At 62.9% G+C, this 23,695-nt stretch carries 21 protein-coding genes; 13 read left to right on the forward strand and 8 right to left on the reverse strand.

All coding sequences use genetic code 11. The features are described from left to right. Window positions 1–46 precede the first annotated feature (46 nt). The 9 genes from pabB (at window position 47) to AC16XC_RS04870 (ending at window position 7,889) form a co-directional block, all read left to right on the forward strand. A complete protein-coding gene (gene pabB / locus AC16XC_RS04830; RefSeq protein WP_484033512.1) occupies window positions 47–1,855 on the forward strand; it encodes an aminodeoxychorismate synthase component I in 1,809 nt (602 codons plus the stop codon). Further along, the gene (locus AC16XC_RS04835) at window positions 1,852–3,027 is read left to right on the forward strand and encodes a pyridoxal phosphate-dependent aminotransferase (RefSeq protein WP_484033513.1); all 1,176 of its coding nucleotides are present in this window, start codon (window positions 1,852–1,854) and stop codon (window positions 3,025–3,027) included. The genes pabB and AC16XC_RS04835 overlap by 4 nt, the downstream gene beginning before the upstream one ends. Window positions 3,028–3,037: 10 nt before the next feature. Then, entirely contained in the window at window positions 3,038–3,448 is a 411-nt protein-coding gene (gene arfB, locus AC16XC_RS04840) for an alternative ribosome rescue aminoacyl-tRNA hydrolase ArfB (protein WP_484033514.1), read from the forward strand. Window positions 3,449–3,593: 145 nt separating this feature from the next. After that, complete coding sequence (gene rpmG / locus AC16XC_RS04845) at window positions 3,594–3,761, forward strand: 50S ribosomal protein L33 (protein WP_366960010.1); 168 nt, start codon at window positions 3,594–3,596, stop codon at window positions 3,759–3,761. 109 nt (window positions 3,762–3,870) lie between these two features. Further along, on the forward strand, window positions 3,871–4,488 hold the full coding sequence (locus AC16XC_RS04850) for a LolA family protein (protein ID WP_484033515.1): 618 nt from the start codon (window positions 3,871–3,873) through the stop codon (window positions 4,486–4,488). 257 nt (window positions 4,489–4,745) lie between these two features. Further along, entirely contained in the window at window positions 4,746–5,540 is a 795-nt protein-coding gene (locus AC16XC_RS04855) for an exodeoxyribonuclease III (protein ID WP_484033516.1), read from the forward strand. A 74-nt stretch (window positions 5,541–5,614) separates the two neighbouring features. Beyond that, entirely contained in the window at window positions 5,615–6,604 is a 990-nt protein-coding gene (gene ribA, locus AC16XC_RS04860; protein WP_484033517.1) for a GTP cyclohydrolase II, read from the forward strand. Beyond that, the gene (locus tag AC16XC_RS04865; protein WP_484033518.1) at window positions 6,601–7,104 is read left to right on the forward strand and encodes a GNAT family N-acetyltransferase; all 504 of its coding nucleotides are present in this window, start codon (window positions 6,601–6,603) and stop codon (window positions 7,102–7,104) included. Before ribA ends, AC16XC_RS04865 begins: the two co-directional genes overlap by 4 nt. Window positions 7,105–7,175: 71 nt before the next feature. After that, entirely contained in the window at window positions 7,176–7,889 is a 714-nt protein-coding gene (locus AC16XC_RS04870) for a tetratricopeptide repeat protein (RefSeq protein WP_484033519.1), read from the forward strand. Window positions 7,890–7,936: 47 nt separating this feature from the next. Here the strand turns inward: AC16XC_RS04870 and AC16XC_RS04875 are convergent, their stop codons facing one another. Then, on the reverse strand, window positions 7,937–8,137 hold the full coding sequence (locus AC16XC_RS04875) for a type II toxin-antitoxin system antitoxin (protein ID WP_484033520.1): 201 nt from the start codon (window positions 8,135–8,137) through the stop codon (window positions 7,937–7,939). Window positions 8,138–8,153: 16 nt separating this feature from the next. Further along, window positions 8,154–9,059 (reverse strand): SPFH domain-containing protein, encoded by a 906-nt coding sequence (locus AC16XC_RS04880; protein WP_484033521.1) that lies wholly within the window; start codon window positions 9,057–9,059, stop codon window positions 8,154–8,156. Between the two features lie 202 nt (window positions 9,060–9,261). Between AC16XC_RS04880 and AC16XC_RS04885 the strand changes: the two genes are divergently transcribed. Beyond that, on the forward strand, window positions 9,262–9,561 hold the full coding sequence (locus AC16XC_RS04885; protein WP_484033522.1) for a hypothetical protein: 300 nt from the start codon (window positions 9,262–9,264) through the stop codon (window positions 9,559–9,561). 74 nt (window positions 9,562–9,635) lie between these two features. Continuing rightward, the gene (locus AC16XC_RS04890) at window positions 9,636–9,860 is read left to right on the forward strand and encodes a hypothetical protein (protein ID WP_484033523.1); all 225 of its coding nucleotides are present in this window, start codon (window positions 9,636–9,638) and stop codon (window positions 9,858–9,860) included. On the opposite strand, the gene ppk2 is transcribed toward AC16XC_RS04890, so the two are convergent. From ppk2 to AC16XC_RS04910, 4 genes are all read right to left on the reverse strand, one after another. Next, window positions 9,857–10,633 carry a polyphosphate kinase 2 gene (gene ppk2 / locus AC16XC_RS04895; RefSeq protein WP_484033524.1) on the reverse strand — a complete coding sequence of 259 codons (777 nt, stop codon included), beginning with the start codon at window positions 10,631–10,633 and terminating at the stop codon, window positions 9,857–9,859. The genes AC16XC_RS04890 and ppk2 overlap by 4 nt on opposite strands. An 11-nt stretch (window positions 10,634–10,644) precedes the next feature. Then, window positions 10,645–11,439: an undecaprenyl-diphosphate phosphatase gene (locus AC16XC_RS04900; RefSeq protein WP_484033525.1), complete on the reverse strand. Its 795-nt coding sequence runs from the start codon at window positions 11,437–11,439 to the stop codon at window positions 10,645–10,647. 127 nt (window positions 11,440–11,566) lie between these two features. Next, window positions 11,567–13,678, reverse strand: a complete 2,112-nt coding sequence (locus AC16XC_RS04905) for a M13 family metallopeptidase (protein ID WP_484033526.1) — start codon at window positions 13,676–13,678, stop codon at window positions 11,567–11,569. A 99-nt stretch (window positions 13,679–13,777) separates the two neighbouring features. Then, complete coding sequence (locus AC16XC_RS04910) at window positions 13,778–15,625, reverse strand: ABC transporter transmembrane domain-containing protein (protein WP_484033527.1); 1,848 nt, start codon at window positions 15,623–15,625, stop codon at window positions 13,778–13,780. Window positions 15,626–15,798: 173 nt separating this feature from the next. On the opposite strand from AC16XC_RS04910, the gene AC16XC_RS04915 reads away from it, so the two are divergent. Further along, a complete protein-coding gene (locus tag AC16XC_RS04915; RefSeq protein ID WP_484033528.1) occupies window positions 15,799–17,052 on the forward strand; it encodes a polyhydroxyalkanoate depolymerase in 1,254 nt (417 codons plus the stop codon). Here AC16XC_RS04915 and AC16XC_RS04920 read toward each other — a convergent pair. Both AC16XC_RS04920 and AC16XC_RS04925 read right to left on the reverse strand, forming a co-directional pair. Beyond that, the gene (locus AC16XC_RS04920) at window positions 17,049–18,224 is read right to left on the reverse strand and encodes an acetyl-CoA C-acyltransferase (RefSeq protein ID WP_484033529.1); all 1,176 of its coding nucleotides are present in this window, start codon (window positions 18,222–18,224) and stop codon (window positions 17,049–17,051) included. The two genes, AC16XC_RS04915 and AC16XC_RS04920, sit on opposite strands and share 4 nt — an antisense overlap. Window positions 18,225–18,268: 44 nt before the next feature. Further along, window positions 18,269–18,718 (reverse strand): MaoC family dehydratase, encoded by a 450-nt coding sequence (locus AC16XC_RS04925; protein ID WP_484033530.1) that lies wholly within the window; start codon window positions 18,716–18,718, stop codon window positions 18,269–18,271. Window positions 18,719–19,056: 338 nt separating this feature from the next. Here AC16XC_RS04925 and gltB point away from each other — a divergent pair, with 338 nt between their 5' ends. Then, window positions 19,057–23,694, forward strand: a complete 4,638-nt coding sequence (gltB, locus tag AC16XC_RS04930) for a glutamate synthase large subunit (RefSeq protein WP_484033531.1) — start codon at window positions 19,057–19,059, stop codon at window positions 23,692–23,694. Window position 23,695 lies beyond the last annotated feature (1 nt).

The following is a 23,695-nucleotide window of genomic DNA, read 5'->3' on the forward strand; positions in this document are numbered from 1 at the left end:
CGGTCAAGCGCTCGACTTCGCAGCCAAACGCACTAAAGCCGGGGCGATGGCGGCCCGGCAACCCTTTGTCCTGCTCGACGATGCGCGCGAGAACGGCGCAAGCGACGCTCAATTGTTCGAAAACCCGCGAGAAATCTTTGTTGCCCGCAGGCCCGGCGAAGTCGCGCAGGTGCTGGACGCAGCCAATCGGGCTCGCGTGGATACCGGCGGCACACTGGCTGGCTACATCGCCTACGAGGCCGGGTTGGCACTCGAGTCCAGGCTTTTGCCGCTTGCGGAACGGAGCAGCGGCGCTGCCGGACCGCTCGTCTGGCTGGGATTGTTCGAAAAGGCCGAGTCAATCCCAGCGGCCCAAGTGCCGGCCTGGCTGGCGGAACACGCCGGAGCGGGGCCCGCACCGTCGATCGGGCCGATGCAGCCGCAGATCAGCACCGGTGCCTATCTCGAACAGTTCGATGTGCTGCAGGAAGCGATCAGGGCCGGCGATATCTACCAGGCCAATTTCACCATGCAGATGGCCGGTTCGACCCGCGGCGATCCGCTGGCGCTTTATGCCGCGATCCGCCCGGCCGGGAATGCCGGCTATGGCGGGATCATTTTCGACGGTTCGCACTGGCTGCTTTCGTTCAGCCCCGAGCTGTTCTTCACGCTTCGCGGGCGATCGGTAAAGGTCAAGCCGATGAAGGGCACGCGCCCGCGCGGACGAAGCCCGGAGGATGACGGCCACCTTGCCCGTGAACTGGCGGGATCGGTAAAGGACAAGGCCGAGAACCTGATGATCGTCGACCTGATGCGCAACGACCTGTCGCGTGTGGCGGTCGCCGGATCGGTGACGGTCGATGACCTGTTCGCGATCGAGAGCTATCCGACGGTCCACCAGATGGTTTCGACCGTGCGCGCGGAACTTCAGGAGGGCATGGACGCGATCGATGTGATCCGTGCGATCTTCCCCTGCGGGTCGATCACCGGTGCGCCCAAGATTCGCGCGATGGAGTTGATCGACGAGACCGAGCGCGATGCGCGCGGCCCCTATTGCGGGGCGATCGGCCGCATCGATGCCAATGGCGATGCCGCCTTCAATGTCGCGATCCGGACGATCCGCCTGACGCCGGAGGAAAATGGCCGGGGAACGGCGGTGCTGGGCGTCGGCGGTGCGATCGTCGCCGACAGCACCGGCATGTCCGAATGGCGCGAGGCCCTGATCAAGAGCGACTTCGTGCGCCAGGCAGCCGCCGGGTTCGACATCATCGAGAGCATGGGTTTCGACCCGGAAAAGGGCATTCCGCTCCTCGAACTCCATCTCGAACGGATGAAGGCGAGTGCGGAAGAGCTTGGCTTTGCCTATGATCGCCATGCCGCGCGCAACCAGATCCAGGCGCTGTGTTTCGAACTCGATGAGCCGGCCAAGCTGCGCCTCTTGCTGTCACGCAGCGGGGCAACGACGCTCGAAGTCCAGCCTCTAAGCGCCGGCGCCTTGCCTGACCCTGTGCGCTGCGGCCTGGTGAGCTTGCCGGTCTCCGCGGGCGACTGGCGCTTGCGCCACAAATGCACCGACCGGGCGTTCTACGAAGTCTCGCGCGAACTCGCGATTGCCGCCGGGGCCGACGAAGCAGTGCTGGTCCGCGACGACGGGCTGATCACCGAAGCGACCCATTCGAACATCTTTGTCGAGCGCAACGGGAAATTTCTCACTCCGCCGGGAAGCCTGGGGCTGCTCCCTGGGGTCTTACGCCGCCATCTGCTCGACGAAGGCAAGGCGGAAGAGGCTGAACTGCGGGTCGAAGACCTTGCGGACGGCTTCCTGCTGGGCAATTCGGTGCGCGGTCTTATGAAAGCGGAGCTGTTGGCAAGATGAGCATCCACGCCGTCTCCGAAGCGCTCGGACGGATCGAACCTTCGCGTACCACCGCGATGACCGACCGGGCGACCGAATTGCGCGCCGAGGGCAAGGACATCATCTCGCTTTCGGTAGGAGAGCCCGATTTCGCGACTCCGGCACATGTGATCGCGGCGGCCAAGGCGGCGCTCGACGCAGGCGACACCAAATACACGCCGGTCACGGGGACGATGCGGCTCAAACAGGCTGCTGCGCTCCATTTCCGGCGCGACCTGGGCATCGAGACCGATCCCGAGAATGTGATCGTCACCGCCGGCGGCAAGCAGGCGATCTTCGAGGCCATGCTGGCGACGGTGAGCAAGGGAGAGGAAGTGATCATCCCGGCGCCGTGGTGGGTGAGCTATCCGCAAATCGTGCGCTTTGCCGGCGGCGATGTCGTCCCGCTCATCACCCACGCGAAAGACGATTTCCGCTTCACCGGCGGCGATCTCGAAGCCCTGATTGGCCCGCGCACGCAATGGCTGATGCTCAACAGCCCGGGGAACCCGACCGGCGCAGTCTATCCCGAGGCCATGCTGCATTCGATCGCCGAGGTCCTGCGGCGCCATCCGCGGGTGATGGTGCTGAGCGACGATATCTATGCGCCGCTGATCTATTCGGGCGAACGGCACGCGACGCTGGCCAATCTCTGCCCGGACCTTGCCGACCGCATCTGTACCGTTTCCGGTGTGTCCAAGAGCCATGCGATGACGGGTTTCAGGATCGGGGTCGCGACCGGCCCGGAATGGCTGATCTCCGCCATGGGCCGGCTGCAATCGCATGCCTCTGGCAATCCCGCCTCGATCAGCCAGGCGGCCGCCGTGGCCGCATTCGAAGGACCGCAGGATTTCCTTGGTGAGTGGCGAGAACGGTTCCGGGTGCGGCGGGACATGGCGGTCTCGGCGATCAACGCGACACCGGGCCTGTCGACGCCGGTGCCGGACGGCGCCTTCTACTGCTTCATCGACGCCAGCCCGCTGATGGAGCGCTTCGGCGACGACGAGGCGCTGGCGCTGCATTTGCTCGACCATGGCGTGGCCGTGGTCGCTGCCTCGGCCTTTGGCGGCAGGGACGGCTTCAGGATCAGCTTCGCGGCCGACGATGCGGTTCTCGAGGAGGCGATGCGAAGGATCGCCCGAGCACTTCAATGAAGCCGCTGGCGTGAGCGAGGAACGCCTCAGCGAACGCGCGCTGGCGCTGGTCGAGGAGAGCTTCATCGCCGCATCCGGACCGGGCGGCCAGAACGTCAACAAGGTCGCCACGGCGGTCCAGCTGCGGCTGAATGTGTTTGCCCTGGGGCTGTCGCCGGCGGTCTTTTCCCGGCTGAAATCGCTTGCTGGCACGAGGATGAATGCGCGCGGCGAAATCGTGCTGACCGCGCGCCGTCACCGTACCCAGGAGGCGAATCGCGAGGATGCGAGAGCCCGGCTGACCGAACTGCTCGAGCAGGCGCAGCTGGAACCGAAGCAGCGCGCCAGGACGCGGCTCAATCGGGTGGGCAAGGAGCAGCGCCTCAAATCCAAGAAGAAGCGAGGCGAGGTGAAGTCCAATCGTGGCAAGGTCGATTGGTAGCGCAACCTGCTCCGCGCTTGACTTTGCGGCGCTTTGGCAGCAAAGGCCGCGCCCTGAAGCGGCGGCGTGTACATCGCCGCCTTGTTGTTTGAGGCCCGGTTTCCCGCTTTGGGTCGGCGCCAATTATGAAAACCAGGATCGAGCCATGGCGAAACCCGCAACCGTCAAGATCAAGTTGGTCTCTACCGCAGACACCGGCTTCTATTATGTGACGAAGAAGAACCCGCGCAACATCACCGAGAAGATGAGCTTCCGGAAATACGACCCCGTTGCGCGCAAGCATGTCGAGTTCAAGGAAGCCAAGATCAAATAGTCTGAATTCCGGGAGCGTACGGAGTTCATTGGCAGTTCAAGGCTTCGTGACTAAAGGTCGAAGCATGAACCGGAACACTCCCACATTCCGCGCGTTGTCGCGTCCTGTAATGGCGGCCTTACTGGCGGCCGCGGTGCCGGCGGCCATGATCGCACCGGCGATCCCGGCGGCGGCAGCGGATGCGAGAATCGACAGGGCGGTCGCGGCCTTGCGCGGGATTTCCACGCTCAAGGCCGATTTCGTCCAGACCGATCGCAACGGCCAGCGGGTAACCGGAGTGCTGACCCTCAAGCGCCCGGGCAAGATCCGCTTCGAATATGAAGAGGCGGTCAACGTGCTGATCGTCTCGAACGGGAGTTCGCTGAACTTCATCGATTACGATGTCCGCCAGGTCGAACGCTGGCCGATCAAGAATTCCCCGCTCGGCGCCCTGCTCGATCCCAATCGCGACGTCGCGCAATATGGCTCGCTGGTGCCGACCAACAGTCCCGACGTGATCAGCATCGAGGTGCGCGATCCGGACAAGCCCGAATTCGGCATGATGAACCTGATCTTCGTGAGCAAGCCCAGCGCGCCGGGCGGCCTCGAACTGGTCAGCTGGGTCCAGCTCGATGCGCAGAACAAGCGCACCACGGTGCGGCTGACGAATCACCGTTACGGCGTCTCCGTTCCCGAATCGACGTTCAGGTGGCGCGACCCCCGCGTAACGACTCGTCGCCCCGGCTGAACCTCCTGCCCCCAACATGTGGGGTGCATACGACGAGGTGACCCCAACCGTTCATTCAAGAGCAAGCAGCTCTTGCCTAGATTGCCCAGAACACGACGACGCGAGGCGGGTTTCCCCCCTGTTACCCCAGCCTCCCACAAGCGCGGCGTGAAAAGCGTGACGAACGCTAAAAGGAACCTCCGTCCCAATGCCCCCGGGACGGAGGTTTTCTTTGGCCTGCTTGCTGCGACGGGGGAACGCACCTAAAGCCTCGCCGCATGGTCACGATTGCCACCTGGAATATCAATTCGGTGCGGCTGCGGATGCCGATCGTCGCGCGGTTCCTGAAGGAATATTCGCCCGACATATTGTGCCTCCAGGAAATCAAATGCCAGGAGCCGCAATTCCCGTTCGGGGCATTCGAGGAGCTGGGCTACTCGCATTTCGCGATCCATGGCCAGAAGGGCTATCACGGCGTTGCGACGGTCAGCCGCATTCCGCTGAAGGAATCCGGCCGCCACGACTGGCAGGATAATGGCGAGGCACGCCATGTCGGGGTGGAGCTGACCGGCCCGGGCAAGGGACTGGTGCTCGAAAATGTCTACGTCCCGGCCGGCGGCGATATTCCCGACCGCGAGGAGAATCCGAAATTCGGGCAGAAGCTCGATTTTGTCGCGCGCATGACGCGGTGGGCCGAGAAGATCGATGCGCCCACCCTGATCGTCGGCGATTTCAACATTGCTCCGCTGGAATGCGACGTGTGGAGCCACAAGCAACTGCTGAAGGTTGTCAGCCATACGCCGATCGAGGTCGAGACGCTCCAACGGTTCAAGGACGCACATGGCTGGGTCGATGCCGGGCGCGAGCTGATCCCTGCTCCCGAGCGTTATTACAGCTGGTGGTCCTATCGCGCGAAGGACTGGAAGACCGGCGACCGGGGGCGAAGGCTCGATCATATGTGGGCATCGCCCGATGTCGCGAAGCAAGCGATCGCGCACCATGTGCTGGAAGAAGCGCGCGACTGGGAACAGCCGAGCGATCATGTCCCGCTGATCATGGAGTTCGATCTCTGAGCGCCAATACGCCATCCCCGCAACGGCGCGCAGCGCAGGCGATCGACGCCTTGCGCCATGGCTGGCCGCTGCTGATGGATGACGGTCCCGTGCTCCTGCCGGTCGAGACCGCGATTGCGCCGGAGGCCCGTGGGTCCGCGATGCTCATTTCGGCTGCGCGGGCGGCGACCCTCAAACTCGCCAACCAGCGCGAGGCAGGCGAACCCCGCCGGCCGGTGCTGATCAGGGGCGCGGAACCATTCACGCTCGAAGCCGCGCGAGCGATTGCCGACCCGGCGCTCGATCTCGCCTCGCCCTTGAAGGGGCCGTTCAAGGCGGAGCATATCGACTGGCCCGAAGGAGCGGCTGCCGCGCTCGAACTGGCCAGGCTCGCGGGAATCCTTCCCGCCTTCCTGGTCGATCCGGACAATGCCGGAGAGGCCCAGCCGGTGTCCTCCGGCGATGCGGAGGTCCTTGGAACGCACTCGCCGCTGGTTGTCGCGAGCCGTGCCCGCCTCCCGACCAGCGCAAGCGAGAACGCGGAGATTGTCGCCTTCCGCTCGGTCGATGACATGCGCGAACACGTCGCGCTGGTGTTCGGCAAGCGCAGCGGCGAAAGGCCGCCGCTGGTCAGGCTGCACTCCGAATGCCTGACCGGCGACGCGCTGGGCAGTCTCAAATGCGATTGCGGGCCGCAGCTCGATTCAGCGCTTGCCGAACTGGCGGAGCAGGCAGCAAATGGCGGGTGGGGAGTGCTGCTCTATCTGCGCCAGGAAGGGCGCGGAATCGGCCTGGTGAACAAGCTCAGGGCATATCGGCTGCAGGACCAGGGCTTCGATACGCTCGAGGCCAACCGGCGGCTCGGCCTGCCGGAGGAGGCGCGGGATTTCGAGGTCGCCGCGGAAATGCTGGCCCTGCTGGAGATCGGCTCGATCCGGTTGTTGACCAACAATCCGGCAAAGCTGGAGGCGCTCGCCGCGACCGGCGTCGAGATCGTGGAACGGGTTCCGCACCAGACGCCGGAAAATCCGCACAACACCAGGTATCTCGCGACCAAGCGCGACAAGGCTGGGCATTTCTTGTGAGTGAATGGAAAATCCGGAGCGAGCGGCCGGACGACGTGAAGGCAATCCACGAGCTGACCGAACAGGCGTTCGCCGATGTCCCCTTCAGCGACGGAAGCGAGCCCGATATTGTCGACCGCCTGCGCAATGCCGGAGCGCTGGCTGTGTCCCTGATCTGCGAGATCGAAGGAAGACCGGCAGGTCACATCGCCTTTTCCAAGGTTTCCATCTCCGACGGAAGCAAGGGCTGGTACGGCTTGGGGCCAATTTCGGTGAAACCCTCGCTCCAACGTCAGGGCATCGGCACCGCCCTTGTCCGCGCCGGGCTGGAGGATTTGCGACAGCTGGACGCCAGTGGCTGCGTGGTGCTGGGTGATCCCGGATTTTACGGTCGCTTCGGCTTCCAGAACGATCCCCGGCTTGCACTTGCTGGACCCGCCGCACGGTTCTTCCAATGCATCGCGCTCGCAGCCAAACAGCCTCGGGGCATGGTTTCCTACCATCCGGCGTTTGACGGTTAACCCTGAATCTTGCGCCAATCGCAGCATCGCGTCATGATGATAAAGCGGTCTTCGCTGCACAGGGATTGAAGATGAGCCTTTTCCTCAATGCCATTGCACCCCTCGCGCTCGCGACTTCAGGCGCGGTCGAACAGGCCGAGCTGCTGCTCGCCCAGCGCCAGCCGGACGAAGCTTTCGAGGTAATCGAAACGGCGGCCGGCGAGGGAGACGCCGAAGCGATGACCCTGCTCGCAACCTTCTACGAGCATGGCATCCACGTCCGCAGCAATCCGGGAAGGGCGGCGCAACTGTTCAAGGAAGCGGCCAAACTCGGAAATTCCGACGCCCAGTGGCGGCTGGGGGTCCTGATCGATGCGAGGCGCGGAGTGAGCGCTCCCCAGTCCACGGCGATCAAGCTGTTCCAGGCGTCGGCAAAGCAGGGCAACGCGAAGGCGCATGTCAGCCTCGGCATCATGTATTCGCTGGGCCGCGGAGTGGAACAGGATCACAAGCGTGCGCTCGACCATTTCCGCAGGGCGGCACGAATGGGCGAGAGCCATGCCTTCAACGAGATCGGCGTGGTCTATCTCGCCGGCGAAGGCGTTGACGCCGACCCGGTCGAAGCGACCGCCTGGTTCTTCGTGGCAATGCTGATGGGCGATGAATCGGGGGCCGAAAACCTCGCCGAGATGTTCGACCGGCTCGATGAGCGGGCGGTCAGGCGAGCGTCCTATCGCGCGGCGCAGATTGCCGAGGAATACAAGCGTGGCGGATCCCACGAGTCAGTCGGAGTCGACATCGGCTGATTCGGCGCGATCGCGCTCCTGACGGCCAACTCGCGCCGCTCTTGTCCCTATTTCGGCTTCGGCGGCCTGCCCCGCCTTGGCCGTTCGCTGACCGGAACCTTCACTCCCCGCGCGGCGAGCGCCTCGCGCAGCAGAACCTCGATCTCGGCATTGGCCGATCGCAGGTCGCTTGCCGCCATCCGTTCGATCGCGGCATGGAGTGCCGGATCGAGTCGGAGGGGAAAGGCCTTTTTCGAGGGGGGCGCCATCGCGCTGCACCTTGGATTACTGATAGAGCGTGCCTGTATTGACCACCGGTTGCGCCTCGCGATCGCCGCACAGGACCACCATCAAGTTCGAGACCATCGCCGCCTTGCGCTCGTCGTCGAGCTCGATGATTCCGTCCGCGGACAGCTTTCTTAGTGCGTCCTCGACCATGCTGACCGCGCCCATCACGATCTTGGTGCGCGCGGCGATGATGGCTTCGGCCTGCTGGCGGCGCAGCATCGCCCCGGCGATCTCGGAGGCATAGGCGAGGTGGGTCAGCCCCGCTTCATCGACCACGATGCCGGCAACCTTCAGCCGATCGTTGAGCTCGGCCTGGAGTTCCGAGCTGATCACCTCGGCGCTGCCGCGCAGGGTGGTCTGGTCCTCATCGCTCATGTCGTCATAAGGATGGCGCGCGCCGACCGTGCGCAAACCGGCCTCGATCTGGATGTTCACGAACTGCTTGTAATCGTCGACATCGAACACCGCTTGGGCGGTGTCCTTGACGCGCCACACCACGTTGCAGGCAATATCCACCGGATTGCCGCGCAGATCGTTGATCTTGACCCGCTCGGAATGGACGTTGTGCGCGCGGACCGAGATCTTCTTGCGACCCATCCACGGCCAGATCCAGTGCAGCCCGGTCTTGCGGTCGGTCCCGCGATAATCGCCGAACAGGGTGATCACCACGCCCTGGTTGGGCTGGATCATGTAGAAGCCGAACAGCACGAACAGGAAGGCCAGGATGTGGCCGATGATCATGCTCACTCCAACGAGCGGTCCGGGAGCTCCCCTGTCGAAAAGCGAAAGCTCCCACGCAAACAGCGCCGGAATCGCCAGCAGGGCGATCAACATGAGATAGCCGTTATAGCTGCTGGCCGAGTGTTCCCGGCTGGTCGTCATCGACCGATCCTGATCGGGCATCGCGAATCTCCTTGCGATATTATTATGATATCATATATAGCGAGGGCAATTCCATCTGCAAGCCAAATCGTTCCAACCCGTTTTGGCTTCGCTGCGGCGATGCGGCCGCTTTGCCATTTGCATGCGGGAATTTGGTGACTAGATTTGCGCTGGCGCGGGGACACAATCGACCTCGCGAGTTCTCAATCGGAGAGGGATCACAATGAGAAAATTCGCATCCATGGCCATCCTTTCGATCGGCGCATTCGCGCTTGCCTCCTGCGGCGACACCGAAGACGCGTCGGCCGATGCCGAAGCGGAGAATGTCGAGATCAGCGCCGATGAACCGCTGGCGGGCGCCGGGGACCCGGTCGAGGATCCGAATGCGTTGGCGGACGACACCTCGCTGACCGAAGAGGTCAACGCCGCAGCCGCCGGCGAAGCCGCGGCCGATGCAGCGGCAGATGTGGTTGCAGCTGCCGAAGACGAAGCCGGCAGCATGGAAGAAGCCGCCGGAAACTAGGCGGTCCTATTGCCGGGGCCTGGACCGGGCGCGTCATGTGGGTGCGCCCGCCCTTGCCGGCAACGCACATCTCTATGAGACAGTCCAAGCACGCAGCCTGCATCTTCGCGGCCGTCGCCATGCTTGGCGGCTGCGAGCCGAGCGATCCCGGTCCCGGACCAACCGCGATGACGGTCGAGGAAGGGCAGGCCCTGAACGAAGCTGCCGAGATGCTCGATGAGCGGCGGCTTCCGCAAACGCGGACCGAGCCTCCATCGACGCAGGCAACCAGGCCGCCGGACGAAGCAGCGACCCGCTAGCCGTCAAAGGGTGGGATTGGCTCGATTACGCCGAATTTCTCGGTACTCGGCGCGCGACCAAGGGGTTCGTATTCGAGCACGGCGGGCGCGACATGCGTGTCCGGCAGGCGATCGAGCAAGTCCCGGATCAAGGTGAGCCGCCCGCGCTTCTGGTCGTTGAAATCGACCAGCGTCCAGGGCGCGAAATCGGTATGGCTGGCGCTCAACATCGCTTCGCGCGCCGCAGTATACTCATCGTATTTGCCGCGTGCGGCGAGATCGATCGGCGAGAGCTTCCAGCGCTTGAGCGGGTCTTCCAGCCGTTCGGCCAGACGCTCCTCCTGTTGCGCCTGATCGGTGGTCAACCAGTATTTGAACAGTAGGATTCCGTCATCGACGAGCTGCTTCTCGAACTGCGGCACCTGGTCCAGGAACGCCGCAACCTGCACTTCGCTGGCATAGCCCATGACCTTCTCGACCCCGGCGCGGTTATACCAGCTGCGGTCGAACAGCACGATCTCCCCGGCGGTGGGCAAATGCGCGACATAGCGCTGGAAATACCATTCACCCATCTCGCGCTCGCTCGGCCTCGACAAGGCGACTATCCGGCACTGGCGCGGATTGAGCTGCGAGGAGACTGCCTGGATTGCGCCGCCCTTGCCGGCCGTGTCGCGTCCTTCGAATATGACCAGGATGCGAGCGCCGCTTGCACGCGCCCAACGCGCCATCGATACCAGTTCGAGCTGCAAGGGCTCGAGCAGGTCTTCATATTCCTTGCCGTCCAGCTTCTCCATCGCGAGCCAGACTAGAGGAACGCAAGCAAGGCACAACCCAGTGCAACGCGATAGATCACGAACACCAGCATCGAGGCCTTCTTCAGGAAATTCATCAGGAAGGCCATGGTTGCAAAGGCGGCCAGGAATGTCAGGCCGCCGGTCACCAGTGCATCGAACTGCAGCTGCGATGAGGCATCCGCGAGATCGAGCGCGGCAAGCACGCCGGCCCCGGCGATGGCCGGAATGCCCAGCAGAAACGAGAATCGCGCGGCCTCGACCCGCTTGTAGCCCAGCGCTCGGGCCGCGGTCATGGTTGCGCCCGAGCGGCTGGTTCCGGGGATCAGGGCCAGCGCCTGGGCAATCCCGACGATGAACGCGTCGCGCATGGTGAGCTCTTCATAGCTCTTCTCCTGCTTCCCGAAATGGTCGGCAATACCAAGGAGCAAGCCGTAGACGATGAGGTTGGCGGCAACCAGGTCGGTGATCCGGAAGCTTTCCCAATAGCCGCCGAGCTTGAGGAATATGCCAAAGGCGATCGCCGGGACTGTCCCGATCACCACCCACCAGAACAGCCGTTTCTGCTGCGGCTCGGTGCCGATCCCGATCGCCGCAAATCCGCCCTGGGCGAGGCCCTTCACGTCACGAAAGAAATAGATGATGATCGCCAGCAGCGATCCGACATGGACCGCGACATCGATCAGCGGCCCCTGGTCCGGCAGGGGGGTAAGTTTCGGGATCAGGATCAGGTGACCCGACGACGAAATCGGGAGGAATTCGGTGATCCCCTGGACCAGCGCGACCAGGAGCTGCTGGAGGAACGTCATCGCAAGCTTCTGTCCTCAGGTGAAACGGCCAGGCAGGCGCGCTGCCATCCGGCCATGACTTGGCAGCGGGGCAACCCAAGTCAAGCCGCCCGCCGCCGGTGTCCCCGCAATTGCGACTGCCAGGGCCTTACCAGATGCGTACGCGCTGTTCGGGCGGCAGGTAAAGCTCGTCGTCCTCGGTGACGTCGAACGCTTCGTACCATGGGTCGAAATTGCGCAGCACCAGATTGGTGCGGGCAATATCTGGCGAGTGCGGATCGGTCTGCAGGATCTGGCGGGTGAATTCCTCGGTCCACTTGCTGCGATTGCCGATCGCATAGGCGATGAAAAAGCGCTGGTCGCCGGTCAGCCCGTCGATCACCGGGGCTTCCTCGCCGCCGAGCGAAAGCTTGTAGGCATAATAGGCGATCGTCAGCCCGGCGAGGTCGGCAATGTTCTCGCCGAGCGTCAGTCGGCCGTTGATACAGGTTTCGCCGTTGTCGATCGGACAGAAGGCATTGTACTGCTCGACCAGCATCGCGGTCTTCGCGTCGAATTTCGAGCGGTCTTCCTCGGTCCACCAATTCTTGAGCGCCCCGGTGCCATCGAACTTCGAGCCGGTGTTATCGAACCCGTGGCTGATTTCATGCCCGATCGTGGTGCCGATGATCCCGTAATTGACCGCCGGATCGGCATTGAGCGCGAAATTCGGCGGCTGCAGGTATCCGGCCGGGAACACGATCTCGTTACCGGTTGGCGAATAATAGGCGTTCACCGTCTGCGGGGTCGCATGCCATTCGGTTTTGTCGACCGGCTGGCCGAGATCCTCGACCATTTCGTCCCACGCCCAGGCATTGCTGGCAATCTGGTTGCCGATCGGATCATCGGGGCGGATCGCCAGGCCTTCATAATCCTCGAACTCGTCGGGATAGCCGATCTTGACCCTGAAAGCGGCCAGCTTGGCCTGGGCCTGCTGCTTGGTTGCATCGGACATCCAGGCAAGGTCGTCGATCCGCTGCTGCATCACCTTTTGGAGATTGCCAACCAGCTCGATCATCTTGTCCTTTGACGCCTGCGGGAAATGCCGCTGGATGTAAAGTTCGCCGACCGCCTCGCCGAGCTGGCTCTCGACAACCGAGATTGCGCGCTGTTCGCGGGGCCGTTGCGCGGCGGTTCCGGACATGAAAGTGCCCCAGAATTCGAAATTGCGCCGGTCGATTTCGCTTGGAAGGAAGGGCGCGTAATTTTGCATCAGATGCGCGACCATCCAGGCCTTCCAGGTGTCGAGCGGGACCTTGCCGACATAGTCGACCATCGCCGGAAAGCCCGCGCCAAGTTTGTTCATGTCTTCGGACGACAAGCCAAGAGTGGCCGCTTCTTGCGCATCGGGACGCATTTCGTCGACGATCAGGGTTTCGGTATCGCCGACCAGCAACTCGTTGAGATAGGACTGCAACGGGAACGTGTCGGACCAAGTGACCATCTGGCTGCGCGGGACGACATTGTAGAGCAATTCGGGATTGCGCGAGAGGGTGCGGTCGAAGGCCAGCGCCGCAAGCCCGTACTCGACACCGTAGACCGCTTCCGCGGCGGCAGCCGGATCGGAATATCCGGCCTTGCCGAGCAGGAAGGCAACATAGTCCTTGTAGTGCGCCTGCATCTCGCGGTTGTTTTCGCTGTCGACGAGATAGTTGTCGCGGTCCGGCAGGGCATAACCTCCGATCCAGATATTGAGTATGTTGTAGTCCGGATTCTTCTGGTCGGGATGAATGCTGACAAAAAACGGATCCGGGATGCCCGGCAGGGCGAACAAGCGAGCCAGTTCTTGGTAGGTCGAAGCGGCGTAAATCTGCTCGAGCAGCGGCTGGATCGGTGAAAGGCCGCGCGCATTGATCCCCTCGACATCGACAAATGCCGCATAGGAATCGCCAACTCGCTGCGCGATACTCCCTTCGGGAGCGTTCTCGGCCGCCATGTCGGCCACGATTTCCGCGACGCTCCTTTCCGCCTTGAGACGCAGGTCGCGGATCACGCCGTGATAGGAATATTGCGGCGGGATAGGAGTGACCGCATCCCATTTGCCATTCACATAGGCCCAGAAGTCGTCGCCCGGGTCGATCGCAGGATCGAGGTCGGCAGGGTCGAAGCCCATTTCAGGCCAGGTCATCGGCTCAGGTTCGACCAGCTCTTGCGCCGCAGCGGGGCCGGAAAGCGACAGGGCAATCGCCGATGTTCCGGCAACCAGAAGGGATTTGATCATGGGAAGTATACCTCGGCTTCCATGCGTCGGGCCCTGAAGGGAGGGCACGCAAGACATCGAGACAGCTCCTTATACGCTATTGCCCAAGAGGGGCTGTCCCTAATCGGTTTCAGTTGTTACTTCGTCGAAAAGCTCGTCGATATCGCGGCTCTCGCCTGAACTTACATCGTCGAACTGCAACGACGCAAGCCGGGCATAGAGGCCGCCGCCCGACGTCAGATCGGCATGGGTGCCTTCTTCGACAATCGCGCCATCCTCCATCACCACGATCCGGTCGGCCGAACGAACGGTGGCGAGCCGGTGGGCGATGACCAGCGTCGTGCGATCCTCCATCAGCCGTTCGAGCGCCTGCTGGACGAGCCGCTCGCTCTCGGCATCGAGTGCGCTGGTCGCTTCGTCGAGCAGCAGGATCGGTGCATCGCGGAGCAAGGCCCGGGCAATTGCGACCCGCTGGCGTTGCCCACCCGAGAGCCGCGCGCCGCCTTCGCCTAGGAATGTATCCAGCCCCTGGGGCAGGTCCCTGAGAAAGGCTTCGGCATTGGCGGCCCTTGCCGCCTCCCAGATTGCCTCATCGCTCGCGTCCCATTTGCCGTAACGCAGATTGTCGCGCGCGCTGGCACCGAACAGGATCGCTTCCTGCGGCACGAACGCGATGCGCCGGCGAATTTCGGCGGGGTCGGCGCTGGTGAGCGGAACTCCGTCGATCTTCACGGTTCCGCTCTGCGGATCGTAGAACCGCTCCGCCAACTGAAACAGGGTCGACTTGCCGGCACCCGATGGCCCGACGATGGCGACAGTCTCACCCGGCTCGATCGTCAGCGAAAAATCCTTCACCGCCGCCGTTTCGGGCCTGGTCGGATAATGGAAAGTGACGTTCTGGAACGAAAGGCTGCCGCGCGGCGGCTGGGGTAACGCTTGGGGCCGCTCTGGCGCCCTGATGGTTGGCTGTTCCTTGAGCAGCTCGTTGAGCCGGCTTGCCGCGCCCGCCCCGCGCAGGAGATCCGCATAGACTTCCGAAAGCGCCGCGAATGCGCCCGAGACCATTACGCCGACTACGACGATCGCGGCGATGGTTCCGCCCGAGATCTTCCCGGAGGCGACACTCAATGCACCATTCCACATGAGCGCGGTGATCGCGCCGAAAACCACGGTGATGAACAGCGCGGTCATCGCGGCGCGCAGCATGATCCGCTTCTTGGCGGTATCGAAAGTCGCTTCGACCGCCCCGGCGAAGTTGCGCGACTCGCGATCTTCCTGGTTGAAGGCCTGGACGATCTTCATCGCACCCAAAACCTCGGCCACCTTGGCCCCGACATCGGCCACACGGTCCTGGCTCGCCCGCGCGACGTTTCGGATCCGGCGCCCGAACAGGCGCATGGTAATCGCAATCAGGAAAGCTCCACCGACGAGATAGGCCGATTGGACCGGCGCGAGGATGAACAGCAGGATGATCCCGCCCAGCCCGGTGATGAAATTGCGCAAGGCCACCGAAACGGTAGTTCCCACGACCTGCTCGATGATTGCGGTATCGCTGGTCATGCGCGAGGAGATCTCCTTGGGGCTGTTCTCCTCGAAGAAGCCGGGAGACAGGCGCAGGAGGTTGTCCTGGACCTTGAGCCTGAGGTCCGCGACCACTCTCTCGCCCAGCCAGCTGACAAAATAGAACCTGATCGCGCTGGCGAGGCCCAGGACCACGACGATCATCATCAGATACTGGAAGGAGTGGTTGATCGCTTCGATATTCGAGCCTTCGCCGAACGCATCGTCGATGATCGACTTGAAGCGATAGGGAATCGCCAGCGTCGCCGCGGAGGCAGTTAGCAGTGCCAGGAATGCGAAACCGACTTGGCGCGGATATTTGAACGTCTCCCGCCAGATCATCCGCAACGGGCCAAGATCCTTGGCCGGCTTTTCCACTACTGACGTTTTTTCGGGCCTCTGCGCCATGCGCGGCGACCTAGCCCAATGTCAGTCCCGATTGAAGCAAAGATCGCGCCGGCCGACCCGTCTCGGACCCCGGACTCTTCTTGTTGCATTGCAACATAGGTGGAAAGGCTGCATTATGTTCCCGCCAGAACGTCCATTACGCGGATGAGTCGATCTTCGCTGGAGACAAGCACTTGCTTTACCATGCCTATGAATTCCAGCGTGCGATGCTGTCCGGGGCCAGCGCCTGGGCCGCGGTCGGGGCGGAATTGCTGACCAACCCCCGCAATCCGTTCGGCTATAGCGGCATGGCGCCGGTGATGGCCTCGGCGCTCGAAGTGTTCGCCCACGCCTATGCCCCGCGCGGCAAGCCCGACTGGGACATTGCCCATGCCTATGTCGGTGGTCGCGAATATCCGGTCGGCAATTCGGTCGTCCTGCGCGAGCCATTCTGCGAATTGCGGCATTTCCGCCGCGAAGGCCTGCCCGCCGACGCGCCCAGGATCCTGCTGGTCGCCCCGATGAGCGGCCATTACGCGACCCTTCTCCGAGGCACGGTTGCGCGGCTGGTCGAAAACCAGCACGTCTATGTGACCGATTGGGCCGATGCGAAGCTCGTCCCGATCGCCGCGGGACCGTTCGATCTCGACGACTATATCGATTACCTGGTCGGATTTCTCGAAGCAATCGGCCCGGACACCCATGTTGTCGCGGTCTGCCAGCCTTCTGTTCCGGCCTTTGCCGCCACCGCGATCATGGGCAAGGACAAGCATCCTTGCCGTCCGGCCAGCCTGACCATGATGGGCGGGCCGATCGACACCAGGGCATCGCCCACCGGGGTCAACGATGTTGCCGTCGAGCGGCCATTGAGCTGGTTCCGCAACCACGTGATCGCGACCGTGCCGCTCGCCTATCCGGGCGCGGGCCGCAAGGTCTATCCGGGCTTCCTCCAGCTGGCGGGCTTCATCGCGATGAATCTCGGCCAGCACATCATGAGCCATTACAACTACTTCAATCACCTGATCGAAGGCGACCAGGACAGCGCGGCCGCGCATCAGGCATTCTACGACGAATATCTTTCAGTCTGCGACATGACCGCCGAATTCTATCTCCAGACCGTCGAGGAAGTGTTCAAGAAGCACTCGCTGCCGAGGGGCATTTTCAATCACCGCGGCAAGCTGATCGACCTTGGCGGCATAACCGACACGGCCCTGCTGGCGATCGAAGGCGAGCGCGACGATATTTCAGGGATCGGGCAGACGAAGGCTGCGCTCGATCTGGCCACGAACCTGCCCGCTGCCAAGAAGCGATACTATCTGGCCGAGGATTGCGGTCATTACGGTATCTTCAACGGCGGCAAATGGCGGCGGCTGATCGCACCGGTGGTGGAAGACTGGATCAGGGCGAATCCCAAGGCGGGGAAATCGCGGCTCGAGGCAGTCGCTTAGAGCACTTCGAACAGGCCGGCAGCACCCATGCCGCCGCCGACACACATCGTCACCACGACATGCTTCGCGCCACGACGCTTGCCTTCGATCAGCGCGTGTCCGACGCAACGCGCGCCGGTCATCCCATAGGGATGACCGATCGAAATCGAGCCGCCATTGACATTGAGGATCTCGTCGGGAATGCCGAGTTTGTCGCGGCAATAGATCACCTGCACCGCAAACGCTTCGTTCAATTCCCACAGCCCGATATCGTCCATCTTCACCCCGAAGCGATCGAGCAGTTTCGGGATCGCGAAGACGGGCCCGATTCCCATTTCGTCCGGTTCGGTGCCTGCCACCGCCATGCCGACACAACGACCGAGCGGATTGAGTCCGCGCTTCTCGGCGAGCTTCGCCTCCATCACCACGCAAGCCGACGAACCGTCCGACAACTGGCTGGCATTGCCGGCTGTGATGACGCCGCCCGGCACGACCGGGTTGAGAGCCGCAAGCCCCTCGAGCGTTGTCTCCGGCCGGTTGCCTTCATCCTTTACGATCGTGACCTCGTGGCGGGTCACTTCGCCGGTTTCCTTGTCGGCGACTGCCATCGATGTCGTGACGGGAACGATTTCGTCGTCGAATTTGCGCGCTTCCTGCGCCAGCGCGGTGCGCTGCTGCGAGGAAAGGGCGTATTCGTCCTGCGCTTCGCGGCTGATCTCATAGCGCTTGGCGACGATTTCCGCGGTTTGCAGCATCGGCATGTAGGTCGCGGCGTGCATCGCGATCAGGTCGCGATCGAATTCGACCCGCAGGTCCTTGGTCTGGACCATGCTGATCGATTCCTGGCCTCCGGCCGCGACGATATCCATATTGTCGAGGACGACCTGCTTGGACGCCGTCGCAATCGCCATCATGCCGGAGGAGCACTGGCGGTCGATGCTCATCGCCGGAACGCTCACCGGAAGGCCTGAACGCAGCGCAACCAGCCGCGCGATATTCGGGGTCTGGCTGCCTTGAGGCAGGGCGCAGCCCCAGACAACATCGTCCACTTCCTGCCCTTCCACCCCCGCGCGTTCGATGGCCGCCCTGAGCGAGTGCGAACCAAGCGTCGGACCGGGCGTGGCATTGAACGCGCCTTTGTAGGCCCTGCCAATCGCCGTGCGGGCGGTTGAAACGATGACTGCATCACGCATGGATAGTTCCTCTCACTGCTTCATTGTCCTCGGACCGGCCCAAATCAGAAATAGAACATGCTGATCCATTCGGCGACGAAGCCCGGCTTGTCCTCGCCTTCGATCTCGAGCGTGATTTCGGCGGTATGCTGCCATTGGTTGGGCCGCTTCTCGACCATTTCGAGCAGCTTGAAATGGGCCCTCACGCGCTTGCCCGAACGGACAGGCTGGAGGAAACGCACGCGATTTCCGCCATAATTGAGCGCCATCTTCAGCCCCTCGGGCCGTTCGATATCGCTCTTCTCGGTTAGCACCGGGATCAGCGCGAGGGTCAGGAATCCGTGGGCGATCGTCCCCCCGAATGGCGTCATCCTGGCCATGTCGGGATTGACGTGGATGAACTGGTGATCGCCGGTCGCATCCGCGAATTTGTCGATCATTTCCTGGTCGACCGTCAGCCATTCCGAAGTGCCGATCACTTGACCGGCTTTCGCCGCGAGATCCTGGGGGGTCATCCTGTTCTCCAATACTCTTATTTTGTGGTAATGGCGCAACGGCAGTCGCAGTGCAATGCAGGCGGCGACCCCCGACGGCCAAGCATATTGCCAGGCCGGGCCCCCGCACGGCATCTTGAAGGATGTGTGAGGCCTTGGCGGAGTGAAATCAGGTTTCGCTCGTTACCATTTTTGAGGCCCGGAAACTGGCCGATTGCCTTGCAAAATCCGTCTCCTGCCGCCATGGGGATCGTTCGCGACAATTTTGCTGCCCTGCTCGGCGGGGTGAGTCGCGCTTCATAGCCGGAGCGCCGCTGATGTTCGGCGCGCTTCGGGGGCAAGACAGGAATGGGAATTTGATGGGTTATCCCTCGCCTCAAGGTTTGTACGATCCGCGCAACGAACATGATGCCTGCGGTGTGGGCTTTGTCGCCCATATCAAGGGCAAGAAGTCGCATTCGATCGTCAACCAGGCGCTGGAGATCCTGGCCAATCTCGATCATCGCGGCGCGGTTGGCGCCGATCCCCTGCTCGGCGACGGTGCCGGGATCCTGATGCAAATCCCCGATCCGCTGTTCCGCAAGTGGGCGGAACGCGAGGGCAAGTCGCTCCCGCCGGCCGGCGATTATGCGGTTGCGATGTGCTTCCTTCCACATCACGACAAGGCCCGCAAAGTCGTGGTCGAACAATTCGAGAAGTTCATAGCCAAGGAAGGCCAGGAGCTGATCGGCTGGCGCGAAGTACCGACCGACGAGACCGGCCTCGGCACTGCAGTGCTCGATTCCATGCCGATGATCCACCAGTGCCTGGTCGCGCGCGGTTCCGAAACTTCCGACCAGGATGCGTTCGAGCGCAAGCTCATTACAATCCGCAAGCAGCTGCAGAACCCGCTGGCCGAACTCGCGGCAAGGCATGACCTGCCCGAGATCGCGCAGCTTTACATGCCGAGCTTCTCGAGCCGGACAATAGTTTACAAGGGGCTGTTGCTCGCGAACCAGGTCGGCAGCTTCTATGTGGACCTGCGCGATCCCGATTGCGTCAGCGCGATAGGCCTCGTTCACCAGCGCTTTTCGACCAACACCTTCCCCAGCTGGAAACTCTCCCACCCCTATCGGATGATCGCGCACAACGGCGAGATCAACACAGTCCGCGGCAACGTAAACTGGATGAACGCCCGCAGGCGGACGATGGAATCCGAATTGCTCGGCCCCGATCTCGACAAGTTGTGGCCGATCATCCCGCACGGCCAGTCGGACACTGCCTGTCTCGACAATGCGCTCGAACTGCTGCTGGCGGGCGGATATTCGCTCGCTCATGCGATGATGATGCTGATCCCCGAAGCGTGGAACGGCAATCCGCTGATGGATCCGGCGCGCAAGGCATTTTACGAATATCACGCCGCGTTGATGGAGCCATGGGATGGCCCCGCGGCGGTGGCATTCACCGACGGACGGCAGGTCGGAGCAACGCTCGACCGCAACGGTCTGCGCCCGGCGCGCTGGTGCGTGACCAGGGACGATCTCGTCTGCATGGCGTCGGAAAGCGGCGTGTTGCCCTTCAAGGAAGCGGACATCGTCCGCAAATGGCGGCTCCAGCCGGGCCGGATGCTGCTGATCGACCTCGAGCAGGGGCGGATCATCGAGGACGAAGAGCTCAAGGCCGAGCTGGCCAACGCCCATCCCTATGCCAAATGGCTCGACAAGGCGCAGTACAAGCTGGCGGACCTCGATTCCGTCGAGGGCCAGAAATCGGGAGACGCGCAAAGCCGCGAGGAATTGCTCAAGCGCCAACAGGCCTTCGGCTACACTCAGGAAGATATTTCCCGCTTCCTCGAACCGATGATGCTTGAGGCCGACGACCCGGTCGGCTCGATGGGGACTGACACTCCGATCGCGGTGCTTTCCAACCGGAGCAGGCTGCTTTACGATTATTTCAAGCAGAACTTCGCGCAGGTCACCAACCCGCCGATCGACCCGATCCGTGAAGAGCTGGTCATGAGCCTGCTGTCGATGATCGGACCGCGCCCCAACCTGTTGGGTCATGATGCCGGCACGCACAAGCGGCTCGAAGTCTCGCAGCCGATCCTCACCAACGAGGACATTGCCAAGATCCGGTCAGTCGAGGAATCGCTCGACGGCGCCTTCCGGACCGAAACGGTCGACATCACCTGGGATGCGGCGAGCGGGGCCGAAGGCCTCGAGGCCGCGATCAAGGAAATGTGCTGGGTCGCAACCGAGGCCGTGCTGGCGGACAAGAACATCCTGATCCTGTCCGACCGCAAGCAGAGCATCGACCGCATTCCGATGCCGGCCTTGCTGGCAACGGCGGCAGTACATCACCACCTCGTCCGCCAGGGGCTGCGCATGCAGACCGGACTGGTCGTCGAGACGGGCGAAGCGCGCGAAGTGCATCATTTCTGCGTGCTGGCCGGTTATGGCGCGGAGGGCATCAACCCCTATCTTGCGTTCGAAACCCTCGAACAGACCCGCAAGGACAAGCATCCGGACCTTAGCACCGGGGAAGTCCAGAAGAACTACATTAAGGCGATCGGCAAGGGCATCCGCAAGGTCATGTCCAAGATGGGCATTTCAACCTACCAGTCCTATTGCGGTGCGCAGATTTTTGATGCCGTGGGCCTCAACCAGGCCTTCATCGACAATTATTTCACCGGCACGGCCACCATGATCGAGGGAATCGGCCTCAAGCAGGTCGCCGAGGAGGCCGTGCGCCGCCACGCCGCCGCTTATGGCCATAACCCGATCTACAAGCACATGCTCGATGTCGGTGGGATCTACCAATACCGCCTGCGTGGTGAGGACCACGCCTGGACGCCGCAGAACATCGCCAGCCTGCAGCATGCGGTGCGCGGCAAGAACCCGCAGAATTACGAGGAATTCGCGGCCACGATCAACGAGCAGTCGGAGCGGCTGCTGACGATCCGCGGATTGATGGAATTGAAGCCGGCGGACCGGCCGCTCGACATTTCCGAAGTCGAACCGGCGAGCGAGATCGTGAAGCGCTTCGCAACCGGCGCGATGAGCTTCGGATCGATCAGCCGCGAAGCGCATACGACGCTGGCGATTGCCATGAACCGCATCGGCGGCCGTTCGAACACCGGCGAAGGCGGCGAAGAAGTCGACCGCTTCACGCCCATGGCCAATGGCGATTCGATGCGCAGCCGGATCAAGCAGGTTGCCTCGGGCCGGTTCGGTGTGACCGCGGAATATCTCGTCAATTCGGACGATATCCAGATCAAGATGGCGCAGGGCGCAAAGCCCGGCGAAGGCGGTCAGCTGCCCGGGCACAAGGTCGACAAGATCATCGGCAAGGTGCGGCACTCGACCCCCGGCGTCGGCCTGATCTCGCCGCCGCCGCATCACGACATCTATTCGATCGAGGATCTCGCCCAGCTGATCCACGACCTGAAGAATGTCCAGCCCAAGGCGCGCATTTCGGTCAAACTGGTCTCCGAAGTCGGCGTGGGAACGGTCGCGGCAGGCGTTTCGAAGGCACGCGCCGATCATGTCACCATTTCGGGTTACGAAGGCGGAACCGGCGCATCGCCGCTCACCAGCCTGACCCACGCCGGCAGTCCGTGGGAAATCGGCCTGGCGGAGACCCAGCAAACATTGCTGCTCAACGATTTGCGTACGCGCATCGCGGTGCAGGTCGATGGCGGCCTGCGCACCGGGCGCGACGTGGCCATCGGGGCGCTGCTTGGCGCCGACGAGTTCGGCTTCGCGACCGCCCCGCTGATCGCGGCGGGCTGCATCATGATGCGCAAGTGCCATCTGAACACCTGCCCGGTCGGGGTCGCGACGCAGGATCCGGTCCTGCGCAAGCGCTTCGTCGGCACGCCGGAACATGTGATCAACTACTTCTTCTTTGTCGCCGAGGAACTGCGCGGGATCATGGCCGAAATGGGCTTCCGCACGGTCGAGGAGATGATCGGCCGGGTCGACCGGATCGACATGAAACGGGCGATCCGTCACTGGAAGGCGGAAGGCATCGACCTCTCCAAGCTGCTGCACCAAGTGCCGGTGGGCGAAGGCCAGAGCCTCCACCAGACGATCGAACAAGATCACGGCCTTGAGAGGGCTCTCGACAACGACCTGATCAAGGCCTGCCAACCGGCCATCGAGAGCGGCCAGGCGGTCGTGATCGATCGCGAGGTTCGCAATGTCGACCGTACCGTCGGTGCGATGCTGTCGGGCCGGATTGCCGAAAGATACGGTCATGCCGGACTCAAGCCAGACACGATCAGGATCAACCTGACCGGCGTCGCCGGGCAGAGCTTCGGCGCGTGGCTCGCCCATGGCGTAACGCTCGACCTGGTCGGCGATGCCAACGATTATGTCGGCAAGGGCCTCTCGGGCGGGCGGGTAATCGTTCGCCAGCCCGATGTCGGGCGCAATCCGACCGAAAACATCATTGTCGGCAACACCGTGCTCTACGGCGCGATCGCGGGCGAGGCCTATTTCAACGGCGTTGCCGGGGAACGCTTTGCCGTGCGCAACTCGGGCGCGGTCGCCGTTGTCGAGGGCACCGGCGACCATGGCTGCGAATACATGACCGGCGGTATCGTCTGCGTGCTTGGCAAGACCGGACGCAATTTTGCTGCCGGGATGTCTGGCGGCATCGCCTATGTCTATGATCCCGAAGGGGAATTCAAGGATCTGTGCAATCTGGCCCAGGTCGAGCTCGAAGCAATTTCGCCCGGGCCGAGCGACGAGGATGGCACCGGCCGCCCCCAGCAGCGGCCGCTGAGCGTCGACGATTGCGGCATGGGCGATCCGCTCTATCACGACGCGGAGCGTCTCAGGATCCTGATCGAGCGGCACAAGCTCCACACCGGTTCGGCACGCGCGGCCGAATTGCTCGCGGACTGGGACAATGCTCTGGGCAAATTCGTCAAGGTGATGCCGACCGATTATCGCCGCGCGCTCAAGCAGCTCGAGGCCGAGCGCGAGGAGGCCGCCTCGGTGGCGGCCGAGTAAG

This window comes from Candidatus Andeanibacterium sp., assembly GCF_057143545.1.